Below are 17,462 nucleotides of genomic sequence, written 5' to 3' on the forward strand. Positions count from 1 at the left end.
GGGCGAAACAAGCTGCTGCCAGGCCCGGTGACTGTCCTGTTGCTCTGGATGGCGATGACCGCCTGTTGCCGCGCGCAGACAGCACCAACGGGTGCGACGCCTTCTGCTTCGACGCCTTCGAACGTGACGATAACGCCCCCCGGTCAGCAATCCCCCCCCCCGACGACTCCGCAAGCATCGCAGACAGAGCATGCGGTCAGACCGGAGCAGAGTGAAGAGCCGGACCTCAACACGGGACCTGGGTTGCAGACGTCGGTTTGGGATTGGAAGGGATTGCGCGTCAACAAGGTTCAGTTTACGGGCGTGATTTTTGAGAAGACGGATACGTTGCCGAGTGAGCTGCCCCAGAAAGCGGGGGAGCCGCTGGACCCGCAGAAGGTCCGCGAAAGTACGCGACGCCTGTTCGACAGCGGCCGCTACCGGGACATCACGGTGAGGGGAATCCGCGAAGGGGATAACGTAACGCTGATCTTCGCCGGCGTGCCTCGCTATTACGTCGGCAGGGTAACCATCAACGGAGTCAAGAGCGATCGGCTGAGTTCTTTGCTGGAGTACGCCACCAAGCTTGATCCGGGAACGGGGTATACCGATACATCCGTTTCGACCGGCACGGAAGGAATACGGGATGTACTGCGCTCGAACGGCTACTATGAGCCCAAAGTCTACGCCGGAACGACACTGGAAAAAGCGAACCTCCAGGTGGATGTGGAGTACGACGTCGACATCGGGCCACAGGCTCGGGTAGGCAACGTGACTGTCGAAAGCTCTGACCTGGGAATGACCGTTGAGGAGTTCCGCAAAAAAGGAAAGCTGAAGCAGGGCAGAAAGATCAATCGCGACACCATCAGCAACGCATTGACGCGTCTTCGGTCGGAGTATCAGAAGCGCGATCGGCTGGAGGCTACCCTGAGCCTTCAGAAGCAGACCTATTCTCCGCAGAGGCGCCAGGTCGACTACGAGTTTCGAGTGGACGAAGGTCCGCAAGTTCAGGTCGTTGTAGAAGGCGTCAAGATATCAAAGAAGCGTCTGCATCTGCTGGTTCCTATCTTTGAGGAAGGCACCGTCGATAACGACCTTCTGAATGAAGGCATGCATAACATTCGCGACTTTGTGCAACAGCAGGGTTACTTCGATGCTTCCGTGGACGTGAAGGTGATTGGGCGCGATACGCCAACTTCGCGCGTCGTTTATACAGTAGACCGCGGCATGAAGCACAAGGTCGTCGAAGTCCAGCTTCGCGGAAACCACTACTTTTCCAACGACATTCTGAGGGAGAGAATGCAGGTCAAGAAAGGAGATGCCTACCAGCGCAGCGGCCGTTACAGTCCGGGTCTGGTGGCAAGCGATGTAGCGGCGATCCAGGCTCTCTATCGAGCCAATGGCTTTGACCAGGCAAAGGTGACAACTAATACAGAAGATACTGACGCTGGTCCGGCGCAGAAGAAGAAACAGGGTGAGATCTCGGTTGTCTACACCGTTGAAGAAGGACCACAGAAGAAGTTCGGCAAGGTTGAGGTCATAGGCGTAAATCCCAGCCGCCTGCAGGATGTGAGGTCGCTGATGAATACGCAGTCGGGACAGCCGTTTTCGCTGGTGACTCTTTCAGGCGATCGCGACACAGTGCTTACATATTATCTGAGCCACGGCTTCGATAAAGCGAGGGTCGAAATTCAACAGCACAAAGAGAACGATCCCAACCGCACGGATGTTTCTCTGAACGTGTCGGAGGGGAAGCAGGTCTTTGTCAATCGCGTGCTCCTCTCGGGGCTGCATTTTACGAAGCCCAAGATCGTTGAAAACCAGGTGCTGGTGCATCCCAATGATCCACTGGACCAGACAGCTCTGCTGGAGACGCAACGGAATCTCTATAACCTGGCGCTTTTCAATGAAGTCGTGACGGCAGTCCAGAATCCGACAGGCGAAGCGCCGAAAAAGAATGTTCTAGTTCAAACGACGGAAGCGAAGCGCTGGAACGTGACGTATGGAGTTGGCCTTGAGGCGGAGACAGGGAATCCGGGAGGGACGACGCAGACAAATCCCAGCAATCCCCCTGGTCCGGAGGGCCGAGGAAGCGTCAGCCCGCGCGTCTCTCTGGATGTTTCGCGTATCAACCTGAGAGGGACACAGGATTCCATCAGCCTCCGTTCAACCTATGGACTGTTGGAACAGATTGGAATCCTGACCTATCAGAACCCGAATACGTTCGGTTCACGGAACTTCTCAACGGCGCTTTCCGGCGGTTATACAAATATTCAGGACATCACCACGTTTGCATCTTCGACCCTGCAGGGGAGTCTCCGGGTGACAGAAAAGTGGAGGCGAACCGATACGTTTATCTACGAATTTCTCTATCGCCGCGTCAAGGTTGACCCTCGCAGCCTGCGAATTTCCTCGCAACTCATTCCGCAGTTGTCCCAGCCTGTGCGCGTGGGAGGCCCAAATTTTACATGGTTCCACGACACGCGTCAGCCATCGCCCCTGGATGCCTCCAAGGGAAGATACTTCTCCCTGCAGGGCTTTTATGCTTCCTCGAAGTTTGGGTCGCAGACTGACTTCTGGAAGCTGGATGGCACTTTTTCGACCTACTACTCGCTTTTCAATCATCGGTATGTCTTCGCGAGAAATACCAGGATCGGATACGAGCACCCGTCAGGTCCGAATCCAAATGCCAGCAGCGAGGTGTGCGCGGGAGATCTGCGGACGACAAATCCGACCTGCAACGCTGTCCCTCTGCCGGAACGCCTCTATGCCGGCGGCGCAACCTCGCACAGAGGCTTCGGAATCAACGGCGCGGGTCCACGCGACTTGCAGACGGGATACCCGGTCGGCGGGTCAGCGGCGTTTGTAAATACGTTTGAGCTGCGGATGCCTCCTCCCACACTTCCCTATGTGGGAGACAGCGTCAGTTTTGTGCTCTTTCACGATATGGGAAATGTCTTCCAGAATCCCGAAGACATGTTCCCCAGCTTTCTGAACTTTCGCCAGCCCAACCGCGGCACCTGTCGCGATGTTTCAGGAACGGTCGGCCATTGCAATTTCAACTACTTCTCGCATGCGGTGGGCATTGGCGCGCGTTACAGGACGCCGGTGGGGCCAATCCGGGTTGACTTCAGCTATAACCTGAATCCACCGATCTATCCGATTATCGACGACTATGCCGGACGGCCGCCCCATGTAAGCGAAGGAAGCCACTTCAACTTCTTCTTCAGCATCGGACAGAGTTTCTAAATGAGAGGCGCGCGTCACAATCCGGGACTCAGGTGTGTGCTGGTTATCCAGCTGCTGCTGTGGGCTGCCTCAGGAGCGCCGGCGCAGGAACCGAAGAGCGTTCCTCCATCTGTGCCTCTGACGGCGGTTCCAGGCGGCCAGCAGGGCACAGAGATCGACGGCGTCGTTGCGATCGTAAATGGCGATGTCATTTTGGAGAGCGATGTCGATGAGGAGAGGCGATTCGAGACGATTCAGCCCTATCGCGGGTCGGCGAACGGCCGTTCACGCGATCACGCGGTCCAGCGACTGATCAACAGGGCTCTGATTCTCCAGCAGGCTGTACTGGAGGCCGATCAGATCGCCGTCTCTGACGAAGAACTCGACAAACAACTTGGCACACTTCGCAAAGATATTCCTGCCTGCCGTTCGCTGCACTGCGAAACAGAAGATGGCTGGCAGAAGTATCTGGCATCCAACGGGTTTACGGTGCAGGAGTTTCGGGACAGGTGGAGGCAGCGCATGCAGCTGCTTAAGCTGATTGATATTCGCTTCCGCAACGGCATTCACATCTCGGACGATGAAATCCGGAATTATTACGAGAAGACGATGCTTCCGGAATATGCCCGACAGAAGGTTTCGCCTCCAAAGCTGGAGACCGTCTCGCGGCGTATCGAAGAGGTTCTGCTGCAGCAGCGGGTCAGCGGCCTGCTGCGTGATTGGCTGCAATCTCTGCGGGCGCAGGGGAATGTGTGGATTATGAGACCCGGTGAGGTGGCTCCATGAGCGAACAGCATGGAGGACCTCTTCCGCCGGACGACGACGACCGCCGGCAGCGGCTCGAGGAGCGTCTGGAACAGAAACGCCAGGAGATTGAGCAAAAGCTCGGAGAGAAAAAAGAAGAGATTGAAGAGAAGCTGAAGCAGGTGAAGCGATCTCTCGCGTCGCGCATTACACGCGGAACCTTGTTGACGCTGGGAGCCATTGTCCTGGTTCTGTGTCTCCTCCTCGGACTTTTTGCCTGGTACACCACGACTCCGGATTTCGAACACAGGGTCGAGCGCCAAGTGGTCTCGGTTCTGGAGAATGCCACTGGAGGCAGAGTCGAGATAAAGCGGGTCCAGTTTCACCTGTGGCACCTAGCTATCCAGGCGGACGGACTGGTCATTCATGGGCTTGAAGGACCGGGAGAGGCGCCCTATCTGTCGATTGACAAGATTGCGCTTCAGCTGAAGATCGTAAACCTGTTCTCGCGGGTCGTCGGAAGGGGCTTTGCTTCTCACGTCTCCCTGAACAGTTTGCAGGTCGACCATCCTCAGTTTCATCTGATTGTAGATAAGGATGGACACACCAACCAGCCGACGCCGAAGCATCCGAGCAGCAGCAAGACGCCGATAGCGGATACTCTGCTGGATCTGCGGGCAAAGTCAGTGGAGTTGGCGAACGGCGTAGCTCTGATCAATGATCGGGCGATCCCGTTCGACCTTGCTGCTCGCGACGTAGAGGCAGAGATTCATTACCTGGCCCACACAGACCGCTACGCCGCGACGATTGATTTGAAGGACCTGCGTACTCGTCTGAAGAAGGAGCCTGAGGCGCAATCCTCGCTTCACCTGGAAGCTCAAATGGGGCGGGACGAGTTCGACCTCGAACGGCTGCAGTTGCATACAGGAAGAAGTTCGCAGCTTATAGTCGCTGGAAATTTAAAGCACTTTGGTGATCCGGAGTGGAATGCAACGGCACAGGGAGCGCTCGAACTGCGTCAGATCTCGGTCCTTACCGGGGTGGACGGTTTGAACGCGGGAACAATCGACCTGAATCTTCGGGCGCGCAACTGTCTCGCTGCGCCGCCTCCGTCGCAGCAAAAGCCTTCGTTGTGGCGAAGGCTGCGTTCGTCTCTGCCCCGTTCCCGTTCCACTCCATCGACGGCTTCTGTTGAAGCGGACTGTCCAGCGAAGTTTCTGGTGACGGGAACGGCGAAGCTGCATAACGCTGCCTATCGCGACACGTACGTGAATGTGCGGGGAGTGGATGCTACCACCAATATTCATGTCACTCCGTCAGAGTTGGGCTTGACCAGCATCGTCGCGAAGCTGGCGGGCGGAGGATCTATCACCGGTGAGATGAGAATTGAAGACTTCATCTCGCAGACGGCAGCTTCAGATTCGGAATCGCCCACAGCCAGGGCGGCTGCTTCCACAGCGAACAAGACCGCAGCGTCGTTAGGGGCGAAGGCGCCCGTACAGAAGGTCCCTACGGTTAAACCATCGCACGCCTATGTCGATGCTGATCTCAACAGGATCCCATTGCGGTCGATCATGCAGATGACGGCAGAGCACTTCGGTGATCTAGGCTTTGATACGGCTGTCAGCGGCCCGGTGAAGGTGGAATGGGGTGGCTCGGCGAAAGACATTGCAGATACGGTTGAGTTGGATGGAGATCTGAAACTTTCGCCCACGGGCGTGCGGCGTGCTGGAATTACATCAAACGTTCCGGTCACCGGGCAGATTCTGGCGCACTACACCGGCAAAAACGAAACGGTGCGAATTCAGCGGATTCATCTGGAGACTCCCGAATCAACGGTACAGGCGACAGGAATTCTCGGCGTGAACCTTGGGGATCCTCTGACGGCTCTTCATGTCGACCTGACGGTACGAGATCTTGAAGAGTACAACCAGCTTCTGACCTCGTTGGGGCTCGAAGGAGGAGGGCGGAAGGGAAGTGCGGCGATTCCAGTCAAGCTGCATGGCGCCTTACATTTTTCGGGTACCGCGCAAGGCGTAGCGCGTGATCTGAACGTGAAGGGGCATGTTGAGGCGAACGATCTCGAATTTGCACTGGGGAGCACGGATGCCCTGATCGATTCGCTTGTTGCCGACGCAGAGTATTCTCCTAATTCCGGTGTGGCGGTTGCGTCTTCGACCATCCACCGTGGCAGCGCAGTTCTGCATGCATCCGGCACAGTGAAGCCGCGGCAGGTAGTCTCGCGCAGAAGCGTGAGCTTTGTATGGGACGAGGGAGTTGCGATCGATGCCAGTATGCAGCTTGCTGACGCCGGTGTCCATGACCTGCTGCAGATTGCAGGACAGCAGGAGAAGATACCTGTCACCGGCACGATATCCGCAGATGCCCACGTGGCGGGAACCTTCGAGAATCTGAACGGCAGCGGGCATGTCAATTTGAAGGACGGAGTCGCTTATGGAGAATCATATGAAGCTGTGTCGGCAGATCTCTCAGCTGCAGGGCAGATGTTTGAGGCGAATCATATCTTGTTGCGGGTGCATGGCATGCAGATCACGGGCAACGGCGGATACGATCTTGCTAGCCGGAAGCTGCATGGGCATGTAGAAGGGCGCGACCTGATTCTCTCGAAGTTCGAGACGATCAAGCGAACTGGAATGAATGCAGATGGCAGACTGACGGTCGTCGCAGATGCTAACGGGACGGTTACAGAGCCTGCTCTGCGCGCGAACGCGAGGCTGGACGATCTGACCTATCAAGGGCAGCGCGTGGGCGAAGTTGCTTTCGAGGCGCATAGCCAGGGCAGCACGCTGCTGTTTACGGCCAACTCCGGCCTGGTGGGGGCGAATCTGAATCTACAGGGCCAGACGCAGCTTACGAACGACTATGAGACACAGGCAAAGCTGACGCTGGCGAATTTCGATATCAATCAGCCGCTGAAGATGTTCGCTCCCGGAAAGGTCCAGGCGCAGTCTTCTATCAGCGGGACAGCGACTATGAGTGGTCCGCTCAAGGCCCCGAAGTCGCTCAGCGGTTTGCTTCAGCTTAATAATGTCGATCTGAAGCTGCAGGGAATTGAGCTGAAAGCCGCAGAGCCTCTGCGTGTGAACCTTCGCAATGGAGTAGCTACGCTGGAGCAGGTCCATATCACCGGGCAGGACACGAACGTGCATCTCTCGGGCACGGCCCAGCTCTTCGGTGCGACCGATCCGAAGGGAGGCAAGCTCAACCTGAAGGGAGATGGAACGGTGAGCGTGGCCCTGGTTCACACGCTTGACCCGGATATCATCTCCAGCGGGCGGGTGCAGTTCACGGTTGCCGTGGGTGGTCAGGTCAAAAAACCTGCGTTTTCAGGCAAGATGCAGCTTGAGCATGTAAACGTTGCGCTGGATGGCGTTCCGAACGGCCTGAGCGATATGAACGGCACCCTGAACTTCACCGATGACAGCCTGCAGCTGCAGAACGTGACCGGAAAGACGGGCGGCGGAGAGCTGAAGCTGGGAGGGTCGCTTCGCTTCCGCAATGGCTTCTATGCCGACCTTACAGCCAAAGGCGACGCAGTGCGGGTCCGCCTTTATGGTCTGAGCGCAACTGCGAATGCCAACCTGAAGCTGCAGGGAACGTCGTCGAGCGCTTTGCTCAGCGGTAATATTCTGATCACAAGATTCGGTGTGGGACCCGATGTTGACTTCGCGGCGTTTGCAGGTAGTGGAAGCACGATTTCGGCTCCTCCGGATCCAGATGCTCCGTCCAACAAGATTCGGCTGGACGTACATGTGACCAGCGCGCCACAGCTTGACTTCCAGAACTCCTACGCGAAGCTGGCCGGATCGGTCGATCTGAACATTCGCGGAACCGTTGCAGTACCGTCGATTCTTGGCCGGATTCAGATCACGGATGGGAGCGCGACCTTTGCAAACACCAAGTACCAGCTGCAGCGCGGAGATATCTACTTCACCAATCCTGTTCGTATCGATCCTACGATCGATATCGACGCGACCGCGCAGGTGGAAAACTATGAGGTTACGGTTGGCCTGCATGGCACGGCGAGCAATCTGAAGCCCACCTACAGGTCTGAGCCGCCGTTGAGTGAAACGGACGTCTTTGCTCTGCTGGCGTTGGGGCGAACGCAGGAGGAGGCACAGATTTATCAGGAGAGGCAGATCGCAGCGGGAAGCGATCCGACCACAAGCGCCCTGCTGGGAGGCGCGCTGAACGCTGCAGTCGGATCGCGCGTGCAGAAGCTCTTCGGGGTGGGAAGCGTAAAGATCGATCCTGCCTTCGTGGGAACACTCGGTAACTCGTCTGCGAGGATCACGATTCAGGAACAGATCTCCCGGCAGATCACAGCTGTTTTTGCCACCAACGTCAATACGTCCGCGCAACAGTTAATCCAGGTGCAGTATGACCTGAATCACACCTCATCCATCGTTGTAACCCGTGATGAATCGGGTGTTTTCAGCGTTGTATACAAGTTGCGAAGAAGGTATCGCTAGACGCCCATCAGGACGCATCAAAACGGACGTCAGTTCTCGGCGCTGGCCGATTTTCAGGAGGACCTATGAAAGCTGGAAGAATACAGAAAAAAGCGGGTTCGATAGCGCTGTTTCTCGCATTGGGAATGCCTCTGCCAGGATTTGCGCAAAATTCGCCCGCAGCGAATCCGCAGGATGCGACGATTCAAACAGATATCCAGAAGGCGCTTGACAGCAAGCGATTCAAAGACGTGACGACTTTCGTCCAGAATGGCGTCGTGACGATGCGTGGAACGGTGAATTTGTACTCAGACAAAGAAGATGCAGATAAGAAGGTTCATCACCGCAAGAATGTACGTGCTGTGCAGAACCTGATCGAGGTTGCCGGGCCTACGGTAGATGATGTAACGCTTCGCAATAAGCTTGCGGAGAAGCTGACCTATGACCGTGTTGGGTATGGAACGACGGCTTTCAATGCTTTTACAATCGGCGTCCAGAATGGGGTGGTAACTCTGGGAGGGGTAGCGTATGGCCCAACCGACAGGGACTCTGCCATCAGCCTGGTGTCCAACTATCCCGGAGTCAAAGATGTTGTCGACAATATTGAAGTAGCGCCCGTGTCTCCGATGGATGACCGTATCCGGCTGGCAACGGCCCGGGCTGTCTATGGAGCTCCGCAGTTGAACAAGTACGCTATCGATCCTGCCAAGCCGATCCGAATCACCGTGGTTAATGGGAATGTAACTCTCTCTGGGATGGTGGACAATGAGGGAGACAAGCAAGTAGCTTTCCTTCGCGCTAACGGTGTTCCCGGGGTCTTTAAAGTCACCAATAATCTTCAGGTAGCCGCGGTCGCCCCAGAGAAGGAGAAATAGTTCTTTTGCAACAGGGGCTGTACGAGCGGGCCGCAGTGCGTGAGCGCTGCGGCCTTTTCTCTTTTAAGATAAAGGTATGGGTTTATGGAAGAGTACAGCGACCACGCTGGAGATGATCAAGTGGGAGCACTCGATCTTTGCGCTGCCCTTCGCGCTTACAGGAGCTGTTCTTGCGGCGGGGACGTGGCCGTCTGCGCGAGTGCTGATCTGGATTATCGTATGTATGGTTTCGGCGCGCTCGGCCGCGATGGCTTTTAATCGCCTGGTGGATGCACGGCTGGATGCTGCCAATCCCAGGACGGCCAGCCGTGCACTGCCTGCCGGAGCGCTGACCGGAGGCTTTGTTGCGGGGTTTGTCCTGGTCGCCGCGTCCGTGTTCTTTCTTGGAGCGGCTATGTTGAACCGGCTGACCCTGGAGCTTGCTCCTGTCGCGCTGGCAGTGGTCCTTCTCTACAGCTATATGAAGCGTGTGACCCGCTGGTCACACCTCGTACTGGGACTGGCGCTGGGGATTGCGCCTGCGGCGGCATGGATTGCGGTTCGCGGAACTCTGGACCCGCGGATCATCATCCTTACTCTCGCTGTTCTCCTGTGGGTGGCGGGATTCGATGTGCTGTATGCCTGTCAGGATTTTGAGCATGACAGGCGCGTGGGACTGAACAGCGTGCCTCAGGCGTTTGGACTCAACGGCGCCTTCTGGATCGCACGGCTGATGCATGCCGGTATGCTCGTCACGCTCTACTGGCTGGTCGGCTCTTTTCATCTTGGCGGAGTGGCAAAGATCGGGATCGCAGTCGTCGGGGTGCTGCTGCTGTATGAACATCTGATCGTATCGCCCCGCGATCTGCGGCGGATGAACGCCGCCTTCTTTACGCTGAACGGTGTGATCTCCGTAGTGTTCTTTCTCTTTATTGCAACCGATGTTCTGCTTCGACATTAGCGGAGGGAGAAAAACAAAACGCCCGCCGTCGATTGGCGGGCGTTCTTGTTTTCGCAAAAAAGGCTACGAGTTGCGCTTCTCGTCAAGCTTGGCGTTGATGTTGTCCTTTATGTTCCTGGCAGTATCTACAATGCGGTCTCGCGCACTGTCGGCTCTGTCTGCACGGTTGTCTGCGACAACATCTTTCGCGTTGCCGTAGGTCTCCTTGGCGGCGCCCTTTACCTGGTCTGCTACTCCTGAGTTTGCCAAACTCTGGTCGTCGAGCGCTTCTCCGATCTTCTGCTTGAGCGCTCCTGCAACCTGATCGAATTTGCCTTCCAGCTTTTCCTTATTCATACATAGACTCCCTTTTTCTGCTGAACCCGAGGTATCCCCTCATGTGGAAGGGCCACCGACTGGTGCAACCAGCTATAACGCGCGTCGTCCACTCAGTAGGTTGAAGATGAGAACAATGATTGCCAGCACGAGCAGGATGTGGATCCAACCGCCAAGGGTGTAGCTGCTGACCAAACCAACAAGCCAGAGAATGAACAGAATGATCGTAATCGTCCAAAGCATTGGTAGCTCCTGAAAAGGGATAGTTACGACTTCACAATTCCTGCGGCCTACGAAGAAACACGGCACGCGGCCTTCCTGTTGTATGGTGCGGTGTAGGGACGGTAGGTTGCCATTCATGTCTAAAATAGACAGCAGGGAGAATAGTTTTTGAAGATTGCGATTCAAGGGGAGCTTGGCTCCAACAGCCATATGGCCACGTTGCAGATGTTGGGCAACGAAGCGAAGGATCTCAGCATCGCACCCTGCAACGTTTCAGCGGAAGTGATGGCGAGAGTGATCTCTCGCGATGTCGATGCAGCCGTGCTGCCTATTGAGAACAGCCTTCATGGCTCGGTTGCCGAGCACTACGACCTTTTGCTGGAGTTGGATGTTCGCATCGAACGTGAGAGTCTTTTTCGCGTCCGGCACAATCTGATTGCTGCTCCCGGAGTATCGATGGCTGACCTGCGCCGCGTCCTCTCGCACCCGGTCGCTTTATCGCAGTGCAGAAAGTTTCTGGCTTCGCACCCTGAGCTGGAAGCCATGCCTTTCTATGACACGGCCGGAAGTGTGAAGCACCTGATGGAACATCAATTAAGAGATGTCGCCGGAATTGCTCCCGAGCTTGCGGCCAGCCAGTATGGCGCCCAGGTTCTGCTTCCTGCGATTGAAGATCACGCGCAAAACTTTACGCGATTTCATCTGGTGCGACGCAGCGATGATCCCTATCTGCTTCCGGCTCAGCAGCCTGAGAACAAGATGAGCCTTGCGTTCGCAATCGACCATCGTCCAGGCACGCTCGTGGCTGCACTTGAAAGACTCGCCTGGGCAGGCGTCGACCTGACCAAGATCGAATCTCGCCCGGTCCCTGGCAGCCCCTGGGAGTACGTTTTTTATGTGGATGTGCGGTTTGATTCGGCCTCCATGGCCGAGGCTGCCGTGGCCGCACTCATGGAGCATTGCCGGATGGTGAAGGTGCTCGGAAGATACCGCGCAGCCTCAACTACGGCTGAATGAGCCATTCGTACTGCTCTTCTGTCAGAGGGACTACAGAAAGACGGAACTGGCGAAAGAGGATGGAGCCCTGGAAGACAGGAGCTTCGCGAATCTCAGCCAGCGGCTTCTCGCGCTTTAGCCGCTTGACGGGCGCGATGCGGACGATTGGGTTCTTCGTATCCGTAGGATTCACGGAGACGACCTTCGCCGTGCCTATGGCTGCTTTGCCGATGTTGGAGTGATAGATCACCAACCGATCCCCTTTCTTCATATTCCGCAGCGTCAGCAGGGCCTGGTTGTTTGAGATTCCATCCCACGTTGTCTCTCCGTCGCGAAGTAGATCGTCGAAGGAGTACTTGTTCGGTTCCGTCTTCAGCAGGTAGGGCATGGTGATAGGTTACCGCGCTCTGCCTGCTGATTCCATGGGGATCTCTGGAGCATTTCACGCCATGAGTTGGCTTCAGGAAGGATCTGCGAACGTCGTTTTCCTCGGGAAAGACGGCGCAGACCTTTGTGATTCGCTCTCCACTTTCGCGGGAGATGCTTTATCCTCCCAGGTCAACTAGGCGAACCTGCGAGAGGGGCTGATTGAGAAAGCTCGAGCCGAGGCGCTGGAACTTTTCAATGGAGTCTGTAGCGTAAAAGAGATGTTCGGGCTGCGTACCTTCGGCAGGAGCAATGGGCCAGGGGAGCGCCGCGGCCACGGCCTGGGCGGTCGCAGCGGCGGAGTCGATGATCTGCATGGGATGATGCAGTGTCTTGAGGGTCGTCTCGATCAGAGGCTTGAGCAGCGGATAGTGAGTGCATCCCAGCAACAGAACATTCGCGTTGGGTGCCTGTTCCAGGGCCTCGAGGAGATAGATACGCAGAACTTCAAGAGCGACGGCTTTTTGCGCTGGTTGTTCAAGCCAGCCTTCTTCCACAAGCGGAACCAGCAGCGGGCATGCCTTCTCGGTCGAGGGCAGTCCGGCAGCACTCAGGCTGCGGGAGTAGGCTCGCGACTGCGTCGTAGCGGCTGTAGCCAGGACGACGACATGGGCTTCTTCGATTCCCTGAGGGGTGGCCTTGGCCGCTGTCAGAGCGGCCTGGGTCCCGGGTTCGACCACCCCGATCACCGGAATGGAGAGCGTGGCGCGAATATCGTCGATCGCCAGGGCCGTGGCCGTGTTGCAGGCGATCACCAGCAGATCGGCTCCCTGATCGACAAGAAACTTCGCGCTTGAGATGGCATAACGCGCAATGGTCTCTCGGGATTTAGAGCCGTAGGGGAGCCGTGCCGTATCGCCGAGGTAGACGTAACGGGTATCGGGAATGAGCATGAGCAGCTCGCGGAGAACTGTCAGGCCGCCGAATCCGGAATCGAAGACACCGATGGTTTTCATGGTTGCGTGGCCGCCTCGCTTGGCGCGGGTGGATGCATGGACGTATCGACCAGAGCATAAGGATGATCCAGCCCGGCGTGTCCCGCGAGGGTCGGACGGGACTGGCCATCGATCAGAAATCGTACTTCTTTGAAATCTGGAAACGCTGCGTGAAGCGTGCCGATGATGGAGTTCAGCGTAAGCTGCTCGACCTCGATCCCGGAAGGGTGGTTGTCCACAAACGACCCGCGGAAGTTCACCAGGATGGTCCGTTTCGCGCCGGCAGGCATATCTGAGAGTAGAAAGATGTCGTCCACGGAAGGCCCACTCTGAAGCGGATGGGCAGAGTCCGGCTGCGAGTATTGGGCAAGTAGATTTTCGACCAGAGACCGAGCCTTGAGCGACGGATCCTGCGGCAGAGCAATCTGCGAACGGATAGGACGTATGGCTCCATCGGCATCCGAGGCGACGTAGAGCGTAACTTCCTCGGTGGCCGTGGTCGTTGGAGCGGCCAGAGGAGTGGCATCGTTCAGGGCGGTCAGGCGCTTTTGCGCCTCTCTGCACCCTCGCAGCAGAAAAGCACCCATCCCCAGGATGCAACTGACGAGAATCCAGAACAGAACGCGCTGGTAGCGGGGAATCATTGCGTTGCTCCTGCGCGCCCAGCGCTGGTTTGCGTGGGAGAAGGTGCGTTGTGGGTGCGGAACGACGCGATGGCGGTGGCAAGTGCATTGATCACTCGCTGCTGATAGGCGCCGTCCGTGACCGGTACGACTTTGCCGGAGTCACCCTTGAGTGGGGATATCTCAACGGCAACCGCCGGGCAGATCAGGTTATCGATGGGGGGCACGGATCCTCGAAGCAGAAGCACGGGAACATGAGCATCCTCAAGCGCAAGGCCAAGCTCATTGGCGAGCCGGGTGCTCATCGCAACCATTGGCTCCTGGGCGCGATCCCAGGGGAGCGCGCGGGCTGAGGACTTCTCGTTTGCCTGTGGAAGCGACGAGGACACCAGATGAACGCCGGTGCCTGAGCCGGTTGCATGAAGAAGAAGGCAAACCAGTGGACGGTCGTGGTTCGCGATTCCAGCCCGCATATCGCTGGCCAGCTCATCTGCGGGGTCGGAGTCGCGGGTGGCGACCACGGTAAACCCTTGTGCCACGAGGGCCGGGCGCAGCTTCTGTGCGAAAGCGAGTGTGACGTCCTTCTCCGCGGTTGTGCCGGATATCTGTGCGCCATTGTCCCGCCCACCATGTGCGGGGTCCAGAACGATGAGATTCCGATAGAACGCTGGCGCAGGTTTAGGCGTCGCAGGAGCGCTGGTGGGCGCCTGGACCTGTGGTGTGGGCATCGGCCTGCTCTGCTGCGCACGCATCGGCGCTGCAGTATAGGTCAGCAGAAGCATCGCAGGCGTCAGGATGGAGAAGCGTTTCGAGATCACAGGTCTTGGGGGAGGTCTTCGGTTCCATTTTAGCGGCGATGCCGCTCGCACGCTCTGCGGGTACTGCCGAAAGCATGGTTTGGAGGCGGAACGGGCCTCGCCGCTCCCCTGGAAGACGTCTGCAGGAGCGGCGAGGTCTGAAAGATTAATCCAGCGCGTAGATTGCCAGTCCGCTCAGGAGCTTCGGATAGAAGTCGGTCGATTTCTGAGGCATGACATCGCCGGCCAAAGAGACCTCTTTGAGCTGTTCGAGTGTGATGGGCTTGATAAGAAAGGCGATGTTCGCGTCGCCATCGGTTACCATGGCGGCTGCTTCGTCGGCCTCCCGCAGGTAGCTTACGCTTCCCAGCCGGGTAATCGTCTCCTGACCGAGCCCCAGCAGCTTGTCCAGGACGATCCTGTGAAGCTGCACCACGTCCAGTTGCCGCTGCCGGACCGGCAAATCCTGCAGCAGGGGGGCGATCGCTTCGGGCTTGGCAGTCATCAGGTAGCTTCCATCGACCGTAACGGCGACAAAGGCAGTGCGATCGGTGGAAGAAAGAACGGATACGTCGTGGGATGGAAGTTCCTTGATGTCAAAGTAGGCGCTGGCGCGGGTAATAAAGTCCGGCGAAGAAAAGCCTTCGATGCCGTGGACCACGCGGTGCGTCGGCAGGATCGTAATCCCGGGCGCGTCCATATTGACGAAGGTCATCATCATTGCGGCTTCAGGGAAGGGAGGAGACGGCAGATGGCTGGGGGAGAGCTTTTCGTCTTCGTCGCGCGGCTGGTTCAGGGGCAGCTTCAGCTGCGCCGAACGCTCCTTTGCGTAGGCCACCGAGGTTTCGTATCGATGGTGGCCGTCAGCGATAATCAGCTTCTTGTCTCCCATTGCCGTAACCAGCAGGTTGATCAACGTGGGATCGGTCAGCTTCCAAACCTTGTGGACGACTCCATACTCATCTGTGATGGCCAGGTCTGCAGGCCTGGAATCCACCCGGCCAGGGCCGTTGACCCCAAAGATCAGCTTTTCGGCGGTGAAGGCCGGATCCGAATAGAGCATATAGATTTGTTCGCAGTACGCCCGCGTAGCCTTGAAGAGGCTCATGCGGTCGCTCTTATGCTTGGGAAAGGTCTGTTCGTGGCGGAAGACGACCTTATCGGCGTAGTCGTAGAGATGGCCGAGAGCGATAAAGCCTCTTCGTTCTCTTACTTCGTTGGTATGAGGAACGGTATAGGTCTGAGAATAGCCATAGAGTGCAGGCTCTGCCTCTTCCTGCAGGATCTCGTCCTTGCGCCAGGAGCGAAATGTCTCTGCCGCGCGGGTATAGACGTTTTCCTGCTCGTTATCGCCGGGCAGGTGCTTGCCCAGGATGATGCGCACCAGGTTGTAGGGGCTGGCCGCGTAGTAGCGGTCCTGCATGGCCGGCGTGATCTTGTCGTACGGCTGGGTGACAACGTCTTCCATGCTGACGCGGCCGAGGTTATAGCGAAGAGCGCGGAATGGGTAGACGCGGGCCATGCTTCTGTTTGGAATCTCCCTCGAAGATAGATCGTATGCATTGATTGTACGGGGCAGGGCTGGAGCATACCTGTTACTGCGCCCATCTTTCTGGCGTCAGCGTGACAAAGAAGCGAAGAACTGCGTCTAAAAAAACAGAAGTCCGCAGCGATGGTCGAATCGAGTGTATATTCTGCGGACGGGGTTCTCTGTCGAGCTATTTATGGACCAGGGTTGACCTGGAAGAACCTTCAGGGGCAGAATGCAGGCCGGGTGAGGGGTCTGGGATGACCAGAGGTTTACGGAACGGGGAAAGAGCGTCCGGCAGTGGTTGCGGAAGAGTTGTGCTGTCAGGCCACGTATTTCGACGAATCGAATCCGTGCCCTTGCTTTCGATACTGCTGGTATCTCTGCTCGCTGCCTGGGGGACGGTGCAGGCCCATGCGCAGGAGAATCCTCTGGGGGAGATTCATACGCAGGCTCCGCCGCCCCCTCCTAAGACGCCGGAGGATGCCCGGCCAGTGGTTGAGGGAGCAGGAAACGTTGCGGCAAGTGGAACCTCCCGGCGCGGCGCCAGGCTACGCGTCGATGTAAATCTGGTCCTGGTGCCAGCCACCGTGACTGACCCGATGAACCGGCTGGTTACGGGGCTGGAGAGAGAGAACTTTGAGATCTACGACAATAATGTCGGCCAGATCATCAAGAGCTTTTCGACAGATGATGCCCCGGTCACGATCGGGATTGTCTTCGATCTGAGCGGCAGCATGAACTCCAAGTTCAACCGTGCCCGCCGGGCGCTTAGCGAGTTTCTGCGAACCTCCAACCCCCAGGACGAGTTTTTCGTGGTCGGCTTCAATGACAGGCCGGCAGTCATCGTTGATTACACGTCGGATATCGACGATATCGAGGCCCGTATGGTGATGCTGAAGCCGGAGAATCGCACGGCTTTAATTGATGCGGCTTATCTGGGAATCTCGAAGCTCCGCGATGCCAAGTATGAGCGCAAGGCTCTGTTGATTATCTCGGACGGAGGCGATAATCGCAGCCGTTATACGGAAGGCGAGCTGCGAAGGGCTGTTCGCGAGAGTGATGTGCAGATCTACTCCATCGGCATCTTCGATCAGTATGCGCCTACTCAGGAAGAGCAGCTTGGCCCAGTTCTGTTGAGCGATATCTGCGACATGACCGGGGGAAGAATGTTCCGCGTAGGAGACATCGCCGATCTGGGAGACATCGCAACGCGCATCAGCGCAGAGTTGAGAAACGAGTATGTGCTGGGGTATCGGCCGTCGGATATGAAGAAAGATGGAAACTGGCGTAAATTGAAGATAAAGCTGGTGCCACCGCCGGGGCTGCCGCCTCTCACGGTGCACAATCGCCAGGGGTACTATGCACCTTCGGAGTAAAGT

Annotated in this window: 14 protein-coding genes; 7 read left to right on the forward strand and 7 right to left on the reverse strand. The window is 57.1% G+C overall.

Translation table 11 applies throughout. The annotated features are described in order from the left end of the window. Positions 1 to 48 precede the first annotated feature (48 nt). The 5 genes from GWR55_RS01045 to GWR55_RS01065 all read left to right on the forward strand — a co-directional run bounded on the left by GWR55_RS01045 (position 49) and on the right by GWR55_RS01065 (position 10,238). Positions 49 to 3,228, forward strand: coding sequence for an outer membrane protein assembly factor (locus GWR55_RS01045; RefSeq protein WP_238398560.1), 3,180 nt, complete (start codon positions 49 to 51; stop codon positions 3,226 to 3,228). A 36-nt stretch (positions 3,229 to 3,264) separates the two neighbouring features. Then, a complete protein-coding gene (locus GWR55_RS01050; RefSeq protein WP_238398561.1) occupies positions 3,265 to 3,993 on the forward strand; it encodes a SurA N-terminal domain-containing protein in 729 nt (242 codons plus the stop codon). After that, a complete protein-coding gene (locus GWR55_RS01055; protein ID WP_162400601.1) occupies positions 3,990 to 8,444 on the forward strand; it encodes a translocation/assembly module TamB domain-containing protein in 4,455 nt (1,484 codons plus the stop codon). The genes GWR55_RS01050 and GWR55_RS01055 overlap by 4 nt, the downstream gene beginning before the upstream one ends. A gap of 65 nt (positions 8,445 to 8,509) precedes the next feature. Continuing rightward, entirely contained in the window at positions 8,510 to 9,298 is a 789-nt protein-coding gene (locus GWR55_RS01060; protein WP_238398562.1) for a BON domain-containing protein, read from the forward strand. Positions 9,299 to 9,374: 76 nt separating this feature from the next. Then, positions 9,375 to 10,238: a UbiA-like polyprenyltransferase gene (locus tag GWR55_RS01065; RefSeq protein WP_162400602.1), complete on the forward strand. Its 864-nt coding sequence runs from the start codon at positions 9,375 to 9,377 to the stop codon at positions 10,236 to 10,238. 63 nt (positions 10,239 to 10,301) lie between these two features. Here GWR55_RS01065 and GWR55_RS01070 read toward each other — a convergent pair whose 3' ends face one another. Both GWR55_RS01070 and GWR55_RS19520 read right to left on the reverse strand, forming a co-directional pair. Then, on the reverse strand, positions 10,302 to 10,574 hold the full coding sequence (locus GWR55_RS01070) for a CsbD family protein (protein ID WP_162400603.1): 273 nt from the start codon (positions 10,572 to 10,574) through the stop codon (positions 10,302 to 10,304). Positions 10,575 to 10,646: 72 nt separating this feature from the next. Continuing rightward, a complete protein-coding gene (locus GWR55_RS19520) occupies positions 10,647 to 10,961 on the reverse strand; it encodes a lmo0937 family membrane protein (protein ID WP_370521273.1) in 315 nt (104 codons plus the stop codon). On the opposite strand from GWR55_RS19520, the gene pheA reads away from it, so the two are divergent. Beyond that, a complete protein-coding gene (pheA, locus tag GWR55_RS01080; RefSeq protein WP_162400604.1) occupies positions 10,944 to 11,792 on the forward strand; it encodes a prephenate dehydratase in 849 nt (282 codons plus the stop codon). The two genes, GWR55_RS19520 and pheA, sit on opposite strands and share 18 nt — an antisense overlap. Here pheA and GWR55_RS01085 read toward each other — a convergent pair. The 5 genes from GWR55_RS01085 to GWR55_RS01105 all read right to left on the reverse strand — a co-directional run bounded on the left by GWR55_RS01085 (position 11,779) and on the right by GWR55_RS01105 (position 16,074). Next, complete coding sequence (locus tag GWR55_RS01085; protein ID WP_162400605.1) at positions 11,779 to 12,159, reverse strand: EVE domain-containing protein; 381 nt, start codon at positions 12,157 to 12,159, stop codon at positions 11,779 to 11,781. The two genes, pheA and GWR55_RS01085, sit on opposite strands and share 14 nt — an antisense overlap. Positions 12,160 to 12,316: 157 nt before the next feature. After that, positions 12,317 to 13,153, reverse strand: a complete 837-nt coding sequence (gene murI, locus GWR55_RS01090; protein ID WP_162400606.1) for a glutamate racemase — start codon at positions 13,151 to 13,153, stop codon at positions 12,317 to 12,319. Beyond that, positions 13,150 to 13,776: a GerMN domain-containing protein gene (locus GWR55_RS01095; protein ID WP_162400607.1), complete on the reverse strand. Its 627-nt coding sequence runs from the start codon at positions 13,774 to 13,776 to the stop codon at positions 13,150 to 13,152. Before GWR55_RS01095 ends, murI begins: the two co-directional genes overlap by 4 nt. Next, complete coding sequence (locus tag GWR55_RS01100; RefSeq protein ID WP_162400608.1) at positions 13,773 to 14,573, reverse strand: N-acetylmuramoyl-L-alanine amidase; 801 nt, start codon at positions 14,571 to 14,573, stop codon at positions 13,773 to 13,775. Before GWR55_RS01100 ends, GWR55_RS01095 begins: the two co-directional genes overlap by 4 nt. 145 nt (positions 14,574 to 14,718) lie before the next feature. Beyond that, positions 14,719 to 16,074, reverse strand: a complete 1,356-nt coding sequence (locus GWR55_RS01105) for a DUF1015 domain-containing protein (RefSeq protein WP_162400609.1) — start codon at positions 16,072 to 16,074, stop codon at positions 14,719 to 14,721. A gap of 365 nt (positions 16,075 to 16,439) precedes the next feature. Between GWR55_RS01105 and GWR55_RS01110 the strand changes: the two genes are divergently transcribed. Continuing rightward, a complete protein-coding gene (locus GWR55_RS01110; RefSeq protein WP_370521275.1) occupies positions 16,440 to 17,459 on the forward strand; it encodes a VWA domain-containing protein in 1,020 nt (339 codons plus the stop codon). The last annotated feature ends 3 nt before the right edge of the window (positions 17,460 to 17,462 follow it).

The organism is Edaphobacter sp. 12200R-103 (genome assembly GCF_010093025.1).
In the GTDB taxonomy this organism is placed as follows: domain Bacteria; phylum Acidobacteriota; class Terriglobia; order Terriglobales; family Acidobacteriaceae; genus Edaphobacter.